Genomic DNA, 18,324 nt, shown 5'->3' with positions numbered 1-18,324 from the left:
TCAATTAACTTCCTTAGCTGTATTTGCCTGTTCCGAACGATTTGCTCCAAACTCACGGTTACGGGATAAACATTCAGGGCATTGCTGCGCAATATCTCTAAATGCATCAATGGGTTGGTTACAATCCATTTTTTGGCGAGATACCAGAGTCGCTAAAAAACCCAGTAATTCAGGTGCCCAGGTAGAATCTTCCAGAGTGTCATACAAAACCGACAATAAACTGTATGAATAGCTGACCCAATCCGCTGTAGTTGTATGGGAATGAGTTGTATGGGAATGAACCGTATGGACATGTTTACCTTCATCAGCTGAGAGCTGATTCACTAAATGATTCAGCATCTTATGATGCCTGAAACACCAAGGAGTCAGTACATCTAAAAATTCAGGGCTGAATACACGATCAGAATATCCATACACACGGGTACGCAAGAGTTTTTCCCAATGTAATTCAGTAGCCCGTAACTTTGGTTTTATTCCTGTCTGAGTTATAACCAGATCCCTGACCTGTCGTAATGTATCCCCGGTTCCACAATTATCATCAATAATCGAAATAGAATGCCCGGATGGAATGTTACGTCCCCAGATATTATGATTATTGCTACATGCATCATCATAGCGGGAAACTTTCACTAAATTGAGTTCACTATTCCATGCTGCGGCAGTGACTGCCGCTGTCGCTGCACCGCCTAACATAACCCCGATAACGGAAGAGTTAGGACATACATCTATTTGCGCAGCAGCCAGTGTTAACAGGTGATTATCTCCCTCGATATATGTTCTTGGAACCTGATGCCCAGTACCAGCCGGAAGTTTCAAGTTTTGAAGTAAGGAAGGAGAAAAACCGGATTTTCTTCCCATCAGTGTTGAACAGATAATTTCAGCACACGCCTTTACCCCATCAATAAAAGGTACAATGTCTTCATTAGTAATCTGTGGAGCACCTAATAAACTGTCGATAATACGTAACAGTTTCACCAGACAATGATCAGCCAATATATATTTTGAAGGCACTGCGCATTGTTTATCTGTGCACTGCAATTTAATGATGATGTCTACATAATATTTTACTGTTGCCAATAACTCATCACAGGTTTTGGGTTCGTAATAAGCAAAACCTCGGGAACTGAGAAAATACTGTTTCTTCGCGACTACTCCCGGAAGCTCCATAACTTCTTTCATCAAGTGACTTGTTCCGGAGACACCGCGTAAATCACCTAATAAACCAACAGCATGCAGGTCTAAAATTGATGGAATAACTGAAGAAGGTGAAAGAAACTCAGCCATATTTAACCTCTCTGAGCTTGCGCTTTTGGTGTTCGGGTTGCGGCAATTGCTTCTTCAAGTGGCACTTTACCGATATGTAACGCCTGACCAAGAATGGCACCTTCAACACCCTGATCATACATATCGGCTAAAACACGCAGGTCATCTATGCTTGAGACGCCACCACCAGCAATGACCGGCGATGAGGTTTTTGCGCATACTTCACTCAGCAGGGTAAAATTGGGGGAACTCATCATGCCGCCCCGTTCAACATCAGTGACAACATAACGCTGGCATCCCTGCCTTTCCAGATCTTCAAGAATATCCCAAAGCTTGCCGTTGTTGACATTCCACCCATGAGTTGCCAGTTGATAACCTTCCGGCGTACTCCTTACATCCAACGCAATAGCAATCTTATCGCCATATTCACCAATAGCTCTGGCACACCAGTCCGGATTTTCTAATACGGCGGTTCCTAAATTTACCCGCTGGCATCCGGTTGCCAATACCCGGCTCAAGATCTCTTCATTTCTGATACCGCCACAGACTTGTACATTAATATCGACCGCCTCGATAACATCGGCAATCAAATGACTGTTTGAACCCCGGCCTGACGCAGCATCAAGATCAACTACATGTATCCATTTTGCTCCAGCATTTTGCCAGGCCAACGCGACTTCTGCCGGAGTACCTAAAGGCCGCCGTAATGTTGCACTTTCACCACGAGTTAGACGAATTGCAGAATTTGATGTCATCGCTATTCCATCGACAATATCAACAGAAGGGAATACCTCGAACGTTTTCGTACCTATCATTTACCCACCTGATTTATTACAAATATATTTCCGGAGCTTAATAACAAAAATCATTAATGTGATTACTACTCATTGCTGAATAAACAACGTTCATCCTGAATAACCAATGACATTCACATTAGTTTATATTAATAATTTCGGTTAACCATTTCAAAAAATCATAATAAGAAAAAGAAATGACTTTTCAATAAAGTTATTTTGTTACGCATTTTTATTTTTTTATAGCAAACAAATAAAATAAAGACAGAAATAAAACCCAACAAACAAAAATAAACACTCACTCTATCCAGTCATTATCTTGTTATCAGAATAAAATTCTTAACATGGTATATTCAATGGATTTCAGATTACGTTGAACGGGAAAAAAACGAATCCATTCAGCATAGATAACTCCCTATTTATAACCATAGTAACCAAAGGGATGAACAGAGCTAACAAAGAATAAACTTGAAATACGAAGGCTATATTTACTATAAATTAGTTAAAACCATATCAATTATAAAGATACATTTATTAAAAATAATTATTTTTATGAGGAAAACCATGGTGAGAAAAATGGAAGGAAATAATAAAAAAGAGAAACTATCTCTGGGAATTATTCTAATACTAGCGATGGCACTACCTATGCTAATTCTTTACGCGTGTGGAGCGCTAGCACCTTTTATTCTAAGAGAAGGAATAATTGATCGTGAACTCTTGGGAGGATTTACACTGGCAGCATTTGGTGTGGCAGCCATTTTATCTTTATTTGCCGGGCAATGGGTGAAAAAGTGGGGCGTTCGCTGGGCGGGAATTATCTTATTTCTATCTACTGGAGGGGCATTTACAGTATTAATTCTGGCAAACCATCCTTGGTTAATGATGTTAGCAATAGCGATTTGCGGCATTGCACAAGCGTTATCAAATCCAATGACTAACCAAGCGATTGCATCTCAGGTTGCTCCAGAAAACAAATCATTCATGGTGGGATTGAAGCAATCCGGTGTTCAAATAGCCGCACTAGCAGCAGGGTCAGTTTTACCATTGATTGCTACACAATCGGGTTGGAAAGCGGCATTAGGTTCAATAATTCCATTATGTTTATTGATGGCACTTTTAGTCTATGTTCATAATTGGTCTTCTAAAATAACTATTTATCCAACAAAACCCAGAACCTCAATAAAACACCGGAATTCAGCACAGTTAAATATGATAAGTATGCTGATGTTAATGCAGGGCTGTGTTGGTGTTGTCTTATCCGCTTTTATTACTCAAGTCCCAATCTTTGCTGTTCAACTGGGGATGTCTTTGGAACAGGCAGCATTTCTTATCACGTTATTTGGATTAATCGGCTGGTGTTCCCGTTTATTTCTGACACCTCTGGCAAATAGATTCAAGCAGGAATCTGATTTATTGGCATTACTATTTATATTTGCATTCCTGGCCTTAATTGCAACGTTCAATGCAACCCATCAAAATCTCTGGTTAATTTATGTCGGAGTGATAGGAATTGGCTGTACCCTTGTAGCAACCAACGCTCTGGCTATGGCTATGCTCATACAGCACGAATGTTTTGGAGATATTCCCATAGCATCAGGAAGAGTATCCTCTGCATTTTTTGGTGGACTGGCATTAGGAGCATTATGTTTCCAGTGGATCACCACTTATTTCGAAACAATACATTCGGGTATGATATTTATGCTCATGCTCTTGAGCCTCAGTTTTATTTCAGTGCTCCGTTTGCGCTGGGGTTTATCGCAACAAAGCGATTAAACAGTACATGATGATTATCACTCACAATCAGGTAAACTGAATGCAATATCGTTCATAATTTTCATCAGGCGCAATCAATTGATGAGCAAATTTGCGATACAACTTTTTCTGTGTGCGTCATAGCCATATGCACACAATCTCACCTTTACTTTTTTATCTCATCAAAAAGAGGGATGTTATGAAATCACGTGCTGCCGTTGCCTTTGGGCCAAACAGACCACTCGAAATTGTTGAAATTGATGTAGCACCGCCGAAAGCCGGTGAAGTACTGATCAAAGTTAGTCATACCGGTGTTTGCCATACTGATGCTTTTACGCTTTCAGGTGATGATCCCGAAGGTTTATTCCCTGTTGTGCTCGGACACGAAGGTGCTGGAGTCGTTATTGAAGTTGGTGAAGGCGTTACCAGTGTTAAACCCGGCGATCATGTCATTCCATTGTATACAGCTGAATGTGGTCAATGTGATTTTTGCCAGTCCGGTAAAACTAACCTCTGTATTGCAGTTCGCGATACTCAGGGAAAAGGTCTGATGCCTGATGGAACAACCCGCTTTTCCTACAACGGACAACCTGTTTATCACTATATGGGATGTTCCACATTCAGCGAATATACCGTTGTAGCCGAGGTTTCACTGGCAAAAATCAACCCGGAAGCAAATCATGAACATGTTTGCCTATTAGGTTGTGGCGTAACGACTGGTATCGGTGCTGTACATAATACGGCTAAAGTTCAACCGGGAGATTCTGTGGCTGTTTTCGGGCTGGGTGGTATCGGGCTTGCCGTCCTTCAGGGAGCTCGTCAGGCTAAAGCAGGCCGTATTATCGCTATTGATACCAACCCGACTAAGTTTGAATTAGCCAGACAATTTGGTGCTACAGATTGCATCAATCCCAACGATCATGACAAACCTATTCAGCAGGTTATTCTGGATATGACGAAATGGGGAGTTGACCATACTTTCGAATGTATTGGTAACGTCAATGTCATGCGTGCAGCGCTTGAAAGTGCTCATCGTGGCTGGGGTCAGTCAGTCATTATCGGTGTTGCAGGTGCCGGACAGGAGATTTCTACTCGTCCATTCCAGCTTGTTACCGGTCGGACATGGAAAGGAACAGCCTTTGGCGGTGTCAAAGGGCGCAGCCAGCTACCGGGAATGGTTGAAGATGCAATGAAGGGTGAAATTGAGTTGGAACCTTTCGTGACACATAAAATGCCACTGGAAGATATTAATGAAGCCTTTGAGCTGATGCATGAAGGTAAATCTATCCGGACGGTAATTCACTACTAATTGCACAGTCTCCACATTCTACCGTTTTAGAGAGAAAAGTAATGGAAAGAATTGAACATCGCGCATCCTTTGGCGGGTGGCAGGATGTCTACCAACATGAATCCAGTACTCTGAATTGTCAGATGAAGTTTGCAGTTTTTCTGCCGCCTCAGATAAAAGACAAGAAATTACCGGTATTGTACTGGCTCTCCGGATTAGCCTGTACTGAGCAGAATTTCATTACCAAAGCCGGTGCTCAGCGTTACGCCTCAGAACATGGCATCGTTATTGTTGTTCCGGATACCAGTCCGCGAGGCGATGATATTCCTGACGATCCCGCCTACGATCTTGGAAAAGGGGCCGGGTTCTATCTCAACGCACTGAAACAGCCCTGGGCAGCGCATTATCAGATGTATGATTACATTGTTTCAGAGTTACCTGAGTTAATTGAGAAGCAGTTTAATGTTAACGATATACGGGCCATTAGTGGGCACTCTATGGGTGGACATGGTGCGTTGGTTATTGCGTTGAAAAACCCGGAACGTTATTGCAGTGTGTCGGCATTTGCACCAATTGTAGCCCCGAGTCAGGTTCCGTGGGGAGAAAAAGCGTTTTCTGCTTATCTGGGCGAAGACCGATCGCTATGGAAACAATATGATACGGTAGAATTAATTAAAAATGGTGAAGTAAAAGAACAATTACCACTTTTAATTGAGCAAGGAACGGGTGACGATTTTCTGAACCGCGAGTTGCGCCCCGACTTATTACTGAATGCCTGTAATGAAGAAAATTACCCGATAACAATCAACTTTCGTCAGGGTTATGATCACAACTACTATTTCATTGCCAGCTTTATTGAGGAGCATATCGCCTATCATGCCAGAGCAATGCAAAGACGGGCTGAAAGGCAATAAACTTTAACGCCATAATCTACCTTTCCTGAAAGCGGTAAATACCCACCGCCTTTCTGATAATAAACTGGTTTCCAGCACATATTTCAGCTTACTGGAAACCAGCCTGACAAAACCATCCAGATAATCTTATCGAAGTCACTCGCCTTTGAATTTAATTTGCGATAGCATCTGCGCCCTTTTTACGATTTTTCGACAATTGAAGACGAGGAAACCTATGTTCATCGGTTTTGACTATGGCACATCAAATTGCGCAGTAGCAGAAATGTTCGGAAATACGCCACAGCTGATCGCTATTGAAAATGACAATTTTTATATGCCTTCTGCACTGGCAGCACCAACCCGAGAATCAGTTTCTGAGCACTTGTTTCGCCACAGAAATATTACTCCGGGTTCTCCAGTCGGTGAGCAGTTACTCCGCAGCGCAATTACGGCAAATCGTGAGGAAGGTATCGAACTTTTACCTGAAGATATCGTATTCGGTCAGGCTGCACTGGCACGATATCTGGAAGACCCTCAGGATATTTATTACGTCAAATCACCAAAATCTTTCCTCGGTGCCATGGGGCTAAGAGAAGTGCAAATCAGCTTTTTCGAAGATTTGGTTTGCGCCATGATGTCCAACATCAAGCAGCAGGTAGAAAACAAAACCCAGCAATGTGTTGAAGAAGTCGTTATTGGCCGGCCGGTTAACTTTCACGGACGTGGTGGTGAAAAATCGAACCAGCAGGCCGAGTTGATTTTGTTACAGGCAGCGAAACGGGCAGGCTTTCGCAATATAGAATTCCAGTTTGAGCCTGTCGCGGCGGGGCTGGAATATGAATCCACCCTGACTGCAAATAAAGTCGTTTTAGTCGTTGATATTGGCGGCGGAACAACAGACTGTTCGCTCATTCAGATGGGGCCGGACTGGTGTGGTAAATCTGAACGTAGTGACAGTTTACTGGCGCACACCGGTCAACGTGTTGGTGGTAACGATCTGGATATCAATCTGACGTTTAAACAACTGATGCACCCTTTTGGCTTAGGCAGTAAATTTGCATCAGGTATTGAGATGCCCCTCACCCAGTTCTGGAACCCGATTGCCATCAATGATGTGCAGGCACAAAAAGAGTTTTATTCTCGCCAGAACTTAACCGCATTAAAATCTTTACACCGAGATGCACAAGAGCCGGAAAAACTGGCACGGTTACTGAAAGTTCACCACGAAACACTGGGCTACAGTCTGGTACGCAGTGCTGAAGAAGCGAAAATTGCACTGTCAAATAACAGTGAATACCGTGCTCAGTTAAATTTATTATCAGAAATTATTGAAGTCGATATTCAGCGCGATCAAATGATAACTGCTATCGAATCTACGAAAGATAAAATGACCAGACTGGTCAGCGAGGCAGTTACTCAAGGTGGCATCCAACCGGACGTCATTTTTATGACCGGTGGTTCAGCCAGCTCTCCTATTCTGCGTCAGGCGGTTGAGCAGGTATTACCGGAAGTGCCTCTGGTCAGTGGTAACTACTTTGGGTCTGTGACGACAGGTCTGGCACGCTGGGCGAAAGTTTGTTTTTCTTGATATTACGAGCAAGTTAATACTTCACTGTTTTGAATTCCCCCGCTCAATATGACGGGGGAATTTATAAATTTGTATACAGGATCAACAATTTTATTTGAGTTTATCTTTCATATCCTGAATTTTGGTATCTAAATCGATAAATCCGTTATCAAACGCTTTCTGATACCATTCAAGTGCTTTTTTCTCATCTTTCGGGACAACCTCACCCAATTCATAAATTATCCCCAGATTTCGCTGAGCTAAAGCCGACAGAGACTCTTCAGCATTCAGATACCATCCCATGGCCTTATTGTGATCTTTTCCTATCCAATTGCCGGTCCAGTAAAGATGACCAATATTTTCTGAAGCCTGAAGGTTCTTTTGCAGAAATGCTTTTGAAAACCATCCCATTGCTATCCAGCCACTTTTCTCTACTCCCAGCCCTTCCATATATAAATAACCCAGCGCATTCTGGGCGTTAGCATCTTTCTGTTTGGCTGCTTTTTCATACCATTTGTACGCTAATTTATAATTCTGAGACACGCCAGAACCGGTTCGGTAATAATCGCCCAATTTTACTTGTGATTCGGCATCGCCCTGTTTAGCAGCTTCAGCATACCATTTTGCTGAGTTGGAATAGTTGCTCTGCCCGTTATATCCTTCAGTATAAATATGTCCAAGCATCTTTTGAGCATACAGATCTCCCTTTTCTGCGGCTTTAACGTACCAGCTAATAGCATCATCATAATCTTGTGGCACACCTAATCCATTAAAGTACATATATCCTAAGTTAGCCTGCGCAATCGCCTTTCCCCGTTCAGCAGAGCGAATATTCCATTTGTATATATCGCTGTCATCCAGCCCGACATCTAATTCCTCAAGGTAAAGACCGACAATATTTGACTGAGCATCATAATTTCCTTGTTTAGCCGCTTTGAGAAACCATATAGCTGCTTCTTTGGAGTCCTGTGTTACTCCGAGTCCCTTATGATAAAGAGAAGCCAGATAATATTGTGCCCCTGCATCTCCTTGATTAGCAGCCTTTCTATACCATTTAGCAGCTTCTTTATAATCCTGCTGGACATCTAATCCTTTTTCATACAATCGCCCGGTTTTAAATTGCGCTTGCGTATTACCATCGTTCGCTAATCGTAAGCAGGCTGAAAAAGCCCCTTCTTCTATCTGGCAGGGATCCTGGGGTTTACATGCTGTGGTTAATACGCTGAAAACCAGAAAAAAGCTGATACAGAGTAATCGTTCCATGTTGTTGTTCCTGATTGATTATTGTGGAGAGCTTCGTTATTTCCTGAGTTTTTTCATTAATATTTCCACTTTCTTCCCGACACCCGCCGCTCCGTTTTCCTGCGCTTTTTGATACCAAAAAAGTGCTTTTTCATCATCATGCTGCACAATTTGGCCCTGTTCATAAATGCGTCCCAGATTTAATTGTGCGGTAGCATCACCTTGTTCAGCCGCTTTGATAAGCCACTCTAGCGCTTTTTTAGCGTCTTTTTTTATCCCATTACCACCCAAGTAAAGTGCACCAATATTATTTGCTGCCAATGCGGAGTTTTTCTCAGCTGCTTTCAATAACCATTCCATTGCAGTCTTGCTATTTTTTTGAACGCCGAAACCATCCATGTAGAAATAGCCAATATTAACCTGCGCATCAACATCCCCTTGTTCAGCCGCTTTAAGATACCATTTAGCCGACTCTTCATAATCTTGATGCCCTCCTAATCCCGATGCGTAATATTCCCCCAGTATATACTGTGCATCGACATCCCCTTGTTTAGCCGCTTTCATATACCATTTAGCTGATTTGGTATAGTTTTGTGGTACACCTAGCCCATATTTATACAGATAACCAAGATTAAACTGAGCGTCTGAATAACCCTGCTCAGCCGCTTTAGTAAACCATTTGGCTGACTCTTCAAAATCTTGTGTAAACCCCAGCCCCTTCAGATATAAAGTCCCCAGATTGAACTGGGCTCTGGCGTACTGTTGTTCAACAGCAAGAAAATACCATTTGGCTGCCTTCTGATAGTTTTTTCCGACACCTAATCCTTCTTCATAAAGCAAGCCAAGGTTAGTCTGACCAACCGAATTTCCTTGTTCAGCCGCCTCGGCATACCATTTGGCGGCTTCCTGATAGTCCCGCTCTACGCCAAATCCTTTCTCATAAAGATATCCGATGCTAACTTGCGCATCAGTACTTCCCAACTCAGCAGCTCTCAAGTACTGTTTACGCGCTTCCTGATAATCCTGTTCTACACCGGAACCATCAAAATAGAAATCAGCCACATAATACTGAGCATAGGAATTTCCCTGTTCAGCCGCTGCCCGATACCATTTCATTGCCTGTTGATAATCTTTTTCTACTCCTAATCCATCCCGATAAAGACTGCCAAGATCAGACTGCGCATCAACATCTCCCTGTTCGGCTGATTTAAGATACCATTTAGCAGCTTTCGGATAGTCTTGTTCTACCCCCAAGCCTTCTTTATATAAATAGGCAATAAAATATTGTGAGTAGGCACTTCCCTGCTCCGCAGCCTGACTGAACCATTTCGCGGCTTCTTTATAATCCTGAGGGGCTCCTTTCCCCTTAAAATATAAATACCCGATATTATCCCGCGCATTGGTATTACCTTTTTCTGCGGCCGGCAGATACCATTTAATCGCTTCCTGATAATTCTGTTCTACACCAAAACCTCGTCTATAAAAATCGCCAAGATTATCCTGACTCTTCGTATGCCCCAGTTCAGCGGCCTCGGTATACCATTTGGCGGCTTCCTTATAGTTCTGTTCTACTCCCAGCCCCTTATCATAGAGATATCCGATACTAAACATTGCATCAGGATCACCCTGCTCAGCTGATTGTTTATACCATTTGAGTGCTTCCTGATAATCCTTCTTAACGCCGAATCCGTAGTAATAAAACTCCCCCATATAATACTGCGCATAGTGGCTTTTCTGTTCAGCGGAGGCGCGGTACCATTTCATCGCCTGCTGATAATCTTGCTCTGTACCCAATCCATCCTTGTAGAAATCACCCAGTTCAGCCTGTGCATAGGCATTTCCCTGCTCAGCCGCTGCCTGATACCATTTCAGCGCCTGCTGATAATCTTGCTCTGTACCCAACCCATCCTAGTAGAAATCACCTAGCTCGACCTGTGCATAGGCATTTCCCTGATCAGCCGCTGCCTGATACCATTTCATAGCCTGCTGATGATCTTTTTCTACGCCCAATCCATCCCGATAAAGATTACCAAGATCAAACTGTGCATCGACATCCCCTTGCTCAGCGGCTTTGAGGTACCACTTAACCGATTCCGGATAGTTTTGTTCTACTCCTAGCCCTTCTTTATATAAGTAGCCAATAAAATACTGTGAATAGGCATTCTCCTGTTCAGCAGCCTGACTGAACCACTTCATTGCTTCTTTATAATCCTGAGAAACACCCATTCCTTTAAAGGAGAAATACCCCAGATGATTCAGAGCATCAACACTGCCCTGCTCAGCTGCGGAGAGATACCATTTGGCGGCCTCCTGATAGTTCTGCTCAACTCCCAGTCCCTGATTATAAAGATTGCCAAGACTGACCTGCCCAAAAGCGTGTTCCTGCTCAGCCGACTGGAGATACCACCTTACTGCTTCCTGATAGTCCTGCTGTACACCAAGCCCTTTCTCATAAAGATACCCTATGTCCACTTGTGCATCGGGATCTCCCTGTTCAGCCGATTTCTCATACCATGTGAACGCTTCCTGATAATCCTGCTCGACGCCTAATCCTTCCTTATAGTAATACCCTACAAAATACTGAGCATAAACATTCCCCTGATTAGCACCAGCGAGATACAATTTGAAAGACTCTTTATAATCCTGCTCTACTCCCCATCCTTTATGGTAGAGACCAGCAAGAGTATTTTGTGCCTCGATATCCCCCTGATCCGCAGCAATTTTGTATTTTTCAGCCTCTACCTTATAGCGCTCATGAAGATCCGCCTGAGCATCAGTATTTCCCTGTTGAGCAGATTCGGTATACCACCTGATTGCTTCCTGATTATCTAATGGAACTCCTAGTCCTTTTTCATACATTTTCCCGATCTTATATTGCGCAACTGCATCACCTTCATCAGCTAACCTCAGACAAGTAAGAAAAGAAGATCCATCAACCTGACACGAATCTGCTGGCTTACATGCTGAAATAGAAACAGTCAGAGTGAATAAAAGAGCAAGCAAGGGAACGCGTTCCATGTCTTTAATTCCTTATTTTTGGGAGTTCAGTAGGAGGGCAAAGTGAATACACATTAACAAATATTATATGATGGGGGAATAATGTTGATTATTTCAATAAATGTTAAAAAGTGGGGTTTATTATCTTTTTATAAAAACAGTCTATTGAAGAAATAATAACTTAAAAAACCAGAATGAAATAAAATATTGTAACACCCAAAAGAAAATTATCAGTCAAAACAGACTGAAATGAACAAGTAAGTTAATTCAACCGAAAATCGACAGATTATGATCTATCCAAAGCTAGTGAGCCTGTACGGAGATTTTTGTACAAGCCCTATAATTTTTCAAAACCATAAGTTAGTTTTTTAACTTATTAAAATTACAAACCTAATTCACTTAGCCCCGGATAATTATCTGGTCGACGCCCCAAAGGCCAGTGAAATTTACGTTCATCTTCATTTATAGGGATATCATTAATACTTGCAAAACGTTTTATCATCATTCCATGCTCATCAAATTCCCAATTTTCATTACCATATGAACGAAACCAATTACCCGAATCATCATGCCATTCATAGGCATACCTTACAGCAATCCGGTTTCCTTCCACTGCCCATAACTCTTTAATTAACCGATAACTTTTCTCTTTTATCCATTTTCGAACTAGCCATTTTTTTGCTTCATCCCGGCCATTAACGAATTCTGTTCTATTTCGCCACCTAGTATCTTTGCTGTATGCCAACACAACTTTATCAGCATCACGCGTATTCCAGCTATCTTCAGCAATACGGACTTTTTGTGTAGCTGTTTCATAATTAAATGGAGGAATAGGGAATCTTTTCTCAACGAACACAGACATATTTTCTCCGTACCATTTAGCGAGTAGTAGAAAAACTAATGGCCTTATAAGCTCTCTTAACTACATTACAAAAATATGGATTATTTAATTTTTAGATTAGCTGAAAGCCATAAATCCCAATAATATGATACCATGTGAACAGATCTGTACACTAAAATTAAATGTACAGACCTGTTCACAATAAAGCAAGACTAGAATCATATTAAAAACCATATCACTAGAACTTTTTTGAATAACTAAGAAGAAACATCATGAGCAAAAAAGAACACATCTTAGATATTGCAGAGTCGCTATTTAATCAATTTGGCTATAACTCTGTTGGTGTCGACTTGATCAGAGATCAGGCAAATGTTTCCAAGACATCCATGTATCGTTACTTTGGTTCTAAAAATAAGCTGATTGAAGAAGTGTTACTCAGACGCCACCAAAGATTTCAGCAGGAACTCACTGTTGCTGCATCTTCAGCGGAGGGAGTTGAAAACAAAATTAATGCAATCCTCGACTGGCATTTTTCATGGTTTGCTACGGAAGATTTTCAAGGGTGCCTGTTCATGCATGCTCTGGCTGAATTTAAAGGGCACGATGAAGCTATCGTTAAACAATCCCAACAACATAAGGCATGGATAAAATCACTATTGTTATCTATTTACTCAACCAATCAGGGAAATGCAGAGAGCAAAGCAGAAGCACTGATAACATTTATAGAAGGAATGATAATAAGAGCTGAGTTTGGTGAGATTTCAGGCCAGGAAGAATGTTATCGAACAATAGCAAAACGATTCATTTAGAATGTGTTACCAGATGAAGGTTTTTCGGTCTCTTAGCCAGCGATGCTGACCAAGAGACCGATTACCATAAGAACAAAAAACGTTCAGAGATTACCCTGGTGTTGGGTTAGTTTAAAGCTAATTACCTTCTGTCTTTCAAGCTGCTACTTTGTTGGCTTCGTTCACTTCCCCCTGTCACATAGTTGACTATGCTCCTGAGAGTCTTTCCCTTACCGCCCGATGCAACTCGAAATCCATTAGGTATATTCAAAATAATGAAAATTATTTGTCTAAATAAAAGGCAGTGATAACTCACTCCCCGGTTATCTGACAAAATCTTAATTATAACTTATATTTTTACAGCCAAATTAATACACCAGACTCATGACAAAATCAACAAATAAAAGCTCAAATGTTGATTTAGCTACACAATATTCGCGTTTTTATTTAACTAGCAAAAAATACAAAATGATTAACGTTAATTTATCTTATTGATTTATATCAATAAAAATTTAATTTGCTGAGTTTTTTACTAAATACAAAAAAATAAGCATATTTTACGAAATTTATTGCATAGGTAACGTGAATATGAAAAGTACTACTGTATAAATATACGGAATTTATAGTATCCTTTTAATCACGATAAAGTTTAAATTGAAGGCTAACCATCAGCAATTTCATCAATATCCCCCATGAGTTTCGAGTTGTATTAAGACAATAAAGGAGCACAGACAACAAAAAATCAACATAGAAAACAGGGGATATAGCAGGATGTTATACTACATTAGGCAGGATTTTATCGATGAAATAGCATGGAGAAATGCTCTCCATGCGGTTGATTAATGTGCAGCCTTAACAACCCAGCGATTGAACAAATAACGCGAGCCATAAGCAGGAAAGACGTTAAACAAAGCAAAGAAGATTTTAATTAAGATCTGAACTACCATCATTCCAATAATCTGATTGGTAGGAAGTTTTCCGTAGAATGCAACAAAACAGAAAACAAAACTATCAAGGATTGATGCTATAAACGTACTAAAAAACACCCTTAGTGCCAGAAACCGAGAATTTGTCATGTCTTTTAACTTACACAAGACATACGAATTAACCAGCTCTGAGACTAAAAATGACAATGAAGAAGCAAAAATCGCCGACAAGATGTGATTCATCAAAGCATTATACTGCTCATTCAAACCCCAGCCCGGAATGGCCGGTAGACCCGTCGATATGCTTAATAACGAGACAATAATCAGGTTAGAAACCAGAGACATATATATTGCTTTTCTTGCCAGCCGGAATCCGTAAAACTCACTGAGCAAGTCAATAACTAAAAATGAGAACGGATAAATGAAAGTACCCGGAGTCACAATAATATCAAAATATTCGATATAGACAGGTTTCGCTGCCGCTATATTACTGAAAGTATAGAAAATTGTTAGTAACAGGGCGAGAAGTGAATAAACAACCCAGGATTTTTCGTTACGCTCCTCAATTTCATAGATTGAGGGTGAATTTGGAAAACTAGAATATATTTTTCTGTAGAGCGATTTCGTTTCGTGACTATCTAAGTCATCTGCTATTTCACTCTTTTCTAACTCCTTCACATTGATTTTTAAAACTTTTCCTGTTGATAAAATCAATACATTGGCTGTATTATCGTAACTGTTAAATCCCAATAATTTATATTTTTTTCCCATACCCAAACCGCTCTTCCATTATATCTCCAATCACTGCAAAATCGTCTGAATTCTCAACAAAAGACTCATTGATATGAAACTTTTTCTGTTTTGGATCGAAACATAATTTAGGGTTGTCGCTCTGATAATTACCTCTCCTGACTATTAGTAAATCACCAGCATTATATTTACCCGAAAAATCATTCTCAAGTAAAATAGCGACAACATTAGGGCCAGAACCAAAATAATAAGTTAATGTTCTTCCGACAATAAGTGTGCCAATTTTACTTTCATAAAACTCGGCAGTAACACACTCAGATTGCATAAACAGCGGGACAGCACACGGATTCATATTCCCTTCATAAGAAACAATTGCATCAATGCGCTCTTTTTCTGCGATATCAATCGCCTCGATCTCACTATAAGAAATCCCAAAAAAATTAGATACTTTTTGGATTGTTGAGGAGTGAACACTTTGTACCCGACCATCTAAAATATTGTAGATCGTTGTTCGATTAAGCCCCGTCCGGTCACAAAGTGACACCCGGGTTTCCCCTCTAGAATCAAGTAAATACTGTAAATTTTTTCTCAGGTATTCCATTTTTTGTTTTTTATACATAGCAATGCCCAGGAAAATATGTAACCATCTAATTTATATGACCTTTTAGGATAAACATTTTTTATTAAATTTCGGAAGAGTGAAGAACACTCTTGCTATAAAGCATAAAAAATGGTAGCAATTTACTTTCTAACCTTATTATTTAATAATACAACTAAATTGTTTTTTATGGAAAATATTAATTTTTCGAGTTATATTTTGATTAACACCATTAAAAAATAATAATAAAAATACAAAAATAATATTAAATAAAGTAAATATGACTTATGCCAATGCTTTTTATCAAAAACTCGCCCATTCCATATCAAAATTATGACTTCTATTTAAAGATCAATGAGGAATAACATATAGATATATTGGTTACTATTTACATAATAAAATTTACCACATGTAAACTATATGAGATAAAAATGAGTTCACTCTATAAAAATAATGAAACCTACTTGAAAGGGTTGATCGCTATGATGGAACATCTCAGCGATCCTTGGGGCATAAAGGATTTAGAGTCCCGTCATATCTATATGAATAAAGCAGCCTATCTATACACTAATACACCTGAAAATTTTGACGTAGAGGGTAAACTTGATTGTGAATTTCCGGCTCACTGGTCTGAAGATCAATTTACACAAGATTTAAAAGAGCATGACCGGAGAACCGAAGAATCAAAAGACAGGGTTTCCATCATCGAAACCCATTATTGGTATGGAAAAAATAGCCTCGCCCCTTTTATCAGCGAAAAATTCCCTGTGTACAACGATGAAAAAGAATGCATTGGCATTGTCTGGAATGCCAAGCCACTCAGTAGTCTTTCCCCTCTGAAATATATTAATCAACACAAACCCAGCGTGTTAACAACTGAGGCTGAAACAGACCTGTTTACCAAAGGGGAACTGGATGTCATCTTTTTGATGTTGCAAAGGCGTTCAAGTAAGGAAATAGCTCAGATTTACAATGTCACGCCTAAGACAATAGAAAATCGGATATATAACATCTATCAGAAAGCGAATGTTCACTCGAATCAGCAATTTGAGGAATTTTGCAGGCATTTACAATTAGATAGTTATATTCCTGAACGTCTAATTGAGAAAGGCGTTCTATTTATCTAAAAATCAGGGAATGATCGATGGTAGTGGTCAAAATTGAACACAGCCCACTAAGCCGAGTACCACAACAACAACGTTTATCTTTGCTGAGCGTGGCTATCGTCCATATGGGCATGTTAACCGCATTGGATCAATTTATGTTAGGTGCTGTCCTCGGCAACGCTATGACACTGACCGATGCATTTATTGCTATTTTTATTGGCAGTCTGATATTTGGTATTGTCACTTTTGGCCTCGGTTTTGCCGGCATGCGTGAAGGCTTATCCGGTAGTTTATTGGCCCGGTGGTGCGGTTTTGGACGAATAGGTTCCGTGTTGATCGGTCTTGTTATTGCCGTCAGTTTATTAGGCTGGTTTGGCATTCAAAATGCTATTTTCGCTAAATCCCTTAACTTCGCTTGCGGGGATAAACTTGGCTTTAGTCTAGCGGCAATCATATCCGGTACTATATTGACGACTCTTGTCGCTTTTGGTTTTAAAGCATTGCGATTCACTGCCAGAATTGCTGTCCCCATGTTTATCCTGTTAGTTGTTTATATTTCCACCATTGTACTGCCCGGTGATTCCGCCCAGAATTGGTATGAAATTATGCAGTTACCTCATTCAGATGAAACTTTATCTATCAGTGCAGGTATCACCATAGTTGTCGGTGGCGCAATTGTTGCCAGTTTGATGACTCCTGATCTGACTCGTTATACCAAATCAGGGCAACATGTTTTTGGGATCACACTGTTGACGATTCTTGCCGGTGAGTTTGTTATTAATGGGCTGGCTATTTTAATCGCGAAAGCATTAAATACAGCCGATGTTGTCACCATTATGTCCCAGGCCGCGGGTGGTGCGGGTTTGTTCGTTGTAGTGTTTTCAACATTAAGAGTGAATGACCTGAATCTGTACTCTTCATCATTGGGCGTTATCATTGCTGTCGAAGGAATTACCGGGAAAAAACTACGTTATCCTCCAACAACAATAGTAATTGGGATATTGGGAACCCTATTTTCTATTTTGGGTATTCTAGATCGATTTGTGGATTTCCTTACTGTACTCGGCGTTGTCTTCCCACCAATTTTGGGAGTCATGCTGGTTGATTACTATATTTTGCGTTCTTATCGAAAGGTATTGGATGAAAGTAGACAAAAAGGACAACTTCCGCCTGAAACACCGGTTATAGGCTGGGCTGCTATTATCGCCAGTCTCGTTGGCAGTATTATTGGGTTAACTGTTGAATGGGGAATACCCGCCCTTAATTCATTATTAATAGCAAGTGGGGTTTACTGGTTCACTAAATCTGCTCTTAAACGCTTGCCATGATTCACCCCAGATATTGCTCCCTACTAAGGGAGCAATCAGACTGCTGACAAACCGCGTTGAAAATAACGCGGTTTGTTGCTTTCATTATAAATCCTTATCTTTCGATTTTTCCTGCCTCATCCCTAAACAATCCTTTTTGGGCACGTGATTGGGCTTCTGGCCCCGTTAAATACACGAAAGCACCGCAGATA

The 18,324-nt window shown here is 40.6% G+C and carries 14 protein-coding genes and 1 pseudogene; 7 read left to right on the top strand and 8 right to left on the bottom strand.

What is annotated here, in order from left to right; genetic code table 11:
* Complete coding sequence (locus AACX38_RS19665; RefSeq protein ID WP_228863274.1) at positions 1-1,284, bottom strand: hypothetical protein; 1,284 nt, start codon at positions 1,282-1,284, stop codon at positions 1-3.
* A gap of 2 nt (positions 1,285-1,286) precedes the next feature.
* Complete coding sequence (locus AACX38_RS19660) at positions 1,287-2,078, bottom strand: HisA/HisF-related TIM barrel protein (protein ID WP_228863273.1); 792 nt, start codon at positions 2,076-2,078, stop codon at positions 1,287-1,289.
* 447 nt (positions 2,079-2,525) lie between these two features.
* Between AACX38_RS19660 and AACX38_RS19655 the strand changes: the two genes are divergently transcribed.
* From AACX38_RS19655 to yegD, 4 genes are all read left to right on the top strand, one after another.
* A complete protein-coding gene (locus AACX38_RS19655; protein ID WP_228863272.1) occupies positions 2,526-3,830 on the top strand; it encodes an MFS transporter in 1,305 nt (434 codons plus the stop codon).
* 178 nt (positions 3,831-4,008) lie between these two features.
* Positions 4,009-5,118, top strand: a complete 1,110-nt coding sequence (locus AACX38_RS19650) for an S-(hydroxymethyl)glutathione dehydrogenase/class III alcohol dehydrogenase (RefSeq protein WP_099111786.1) — start codon at positions 4,009-4,011, stop codon at positions 5,116-5,118.
* Between the two features lie 41 nt (positions 5,119-5,159).
* A complete protein-coding gene (gene fghA / locus AACX38_RS19645; protein WP_228863271.1) occupies positions 5,160-6,011 on the top strand; it encodes an S-formylglutathione hydrolase in 852 nt (283 codons plus the stop codon).
* A 214-nt stretch (positions 6,012-6,225) separates the two neighbouring features.
* Positions 6,226-7,578: a molecular chaperone gene (yegD, locus tag AACX38_RS19640; RefSeq protein ID WP_228863270.1), complete on the top strand. Its 1,353-nt coding sequence runs from the start codon at positions 6,226-6,228 to the stop codon at positions 7,576-7,578.
* 90 nt (positions 7,579-7,668) lie between these two features.
* On the opposite strand, the gene AACX38_RS19635 is transcribed toward yegD, so the two are convergent.
* The 4 genes and pseudogenes from AACX38_RS19635 to AACX38_RS19620 all read right to left on the bottom strand — a co-directional run bounded on the left by AACX38_RS19635 (position 7,669) and on the right by AACX38_RS19620 (position 12,658).
* On the bottom strand, positions 7,669-8,820 hold the full coding sequence (locus AACX38_RS19635) for a tetratricopeptide repeat protein (protein WP_228863269.1): 1,152 nt from the start codon (positions 8,818-8,820) through the stop codon (positions 7,669-7,671).
* A gap of 36 nt (positions 8,821-8,856) precedes the next feature.
* Positions 8,857-10,185: an SEL1-like repeat protein gene (locus AACX38_RS19630; protein ID WP_339385699.1), complete on the bottom strand. Its 1,329-nt coding sequence runs from the start codon at positions 10,183-10,185 to the stop codon at positions 8,857-8,859.
* A 30-nt stretch (positions 10,186-10,215) separates the two neighbouring features.
* Positions 10,216-11,817 (bottom strand): annotated as a pseudogene (locus tag AACX38_RS19625) (SEL1-like repeat protein); the annotation flags it as partial.
* Positions 11,818-12,178: 361 nt separating this feature from the next.
* Entirely contained in the window at positions 12,179-12,658 is a 480-nt protein-coding gene (locus AACX38_RS19620) for a nuclear transport factor 2 family protein (protein ID WP_228863267.1), read from the bottom strand.
* A 251-nt stretch (positions 12,659-12,909) separates the two neighbouring features.
* On the opposite strand from AACX38_RS19620, the gene AACX38_RS19615 reads away from it, so the two are divergent.
* A complete protein-coding gene (locus AACX38_RS19615) occupies positions 12,910-13,446 on the top strand; it encodes a TetR/AcrR family transcriptional regulator (RefSeq protein ID WP_228863266.1) in 537 nt (178 codons plus the stop codon).
* A gap of 818 nt (positions 13,447-14,264) precedes the next feature.
* Here the strand turns inward: AACX38_RS19615 and AACX38_RS19610 are convergent.
* On the bottom strand, positions 14,265-15,122 hold the full coding sequence (locus AACX38_RS19610) for a queuosine precursor transporter (RefSeq protein WP_099121403.1): 858 nt from the start codon (positions 15,120-15,122) through the stop codon (positions 14,265-14,267).
* On the bottom strand, positions 15,106-15,720 hold the full coding sequence (locus tag AACX38_RS19605; protein ID WP_228863265.1) for a helix-turn-helix domain-containing protein: 615 nt from the start codon (positions 15,718-15,720) through the stop codon (positions 15,106-15,108). The genes AACX38_RS19610 and AACX38_RS19605 overlap by 17 nt, the downstream gene beginning before the upstream one ends.
* A gap of 410 nt (positions 15,721-16,130) precedes the next feature.
* Here AACX38_RS19605 and AACX38_RS19600 point away from each other — a divergent pair, with 410 nt between their 5' ends.
* Complete coding sequence (locus AACX38_RS19600) at positions 16,131-16,826, top strand: helix-turn-helix transcriptional regulator (protein ID WP_228863264.1); 696 nt, start codon at positions 16,131-16,133, stop codon at positions 16,824-16,826.
* Positions 16,827-16,849: 23 nt separating this feature from the next.
* The gene (locus AACX38_RS19595) at positions 16,850-18,133 is read left to right on the top strand and encodes a cytosine permease (RefSeq protein ID WP_228863325.1); all 1,284 of its coding nucleotides are present in this window, start codon (positions 16,850-16,852) and stop codon (positions 18,131-18,133) included.
* The last annotated feature ends 191 nt before the right edge of the window (positions 18,134-18,324 follow it).

This window comes from Xenorhabdus sp. PB30.3 (assembly GCF_963895965.1).
Lineage (GTDB): Bacteria > Pseudomonadota > Gammaproteobacteria > Enterobacterales > Enterobacteriaceae > Xenorhabdus > Xenorhabdus stockiae.
Note: the sequence above shows the minus strand (reverse complement) of the source record. Positions and strands in the feature narration are given on the sequence as shown.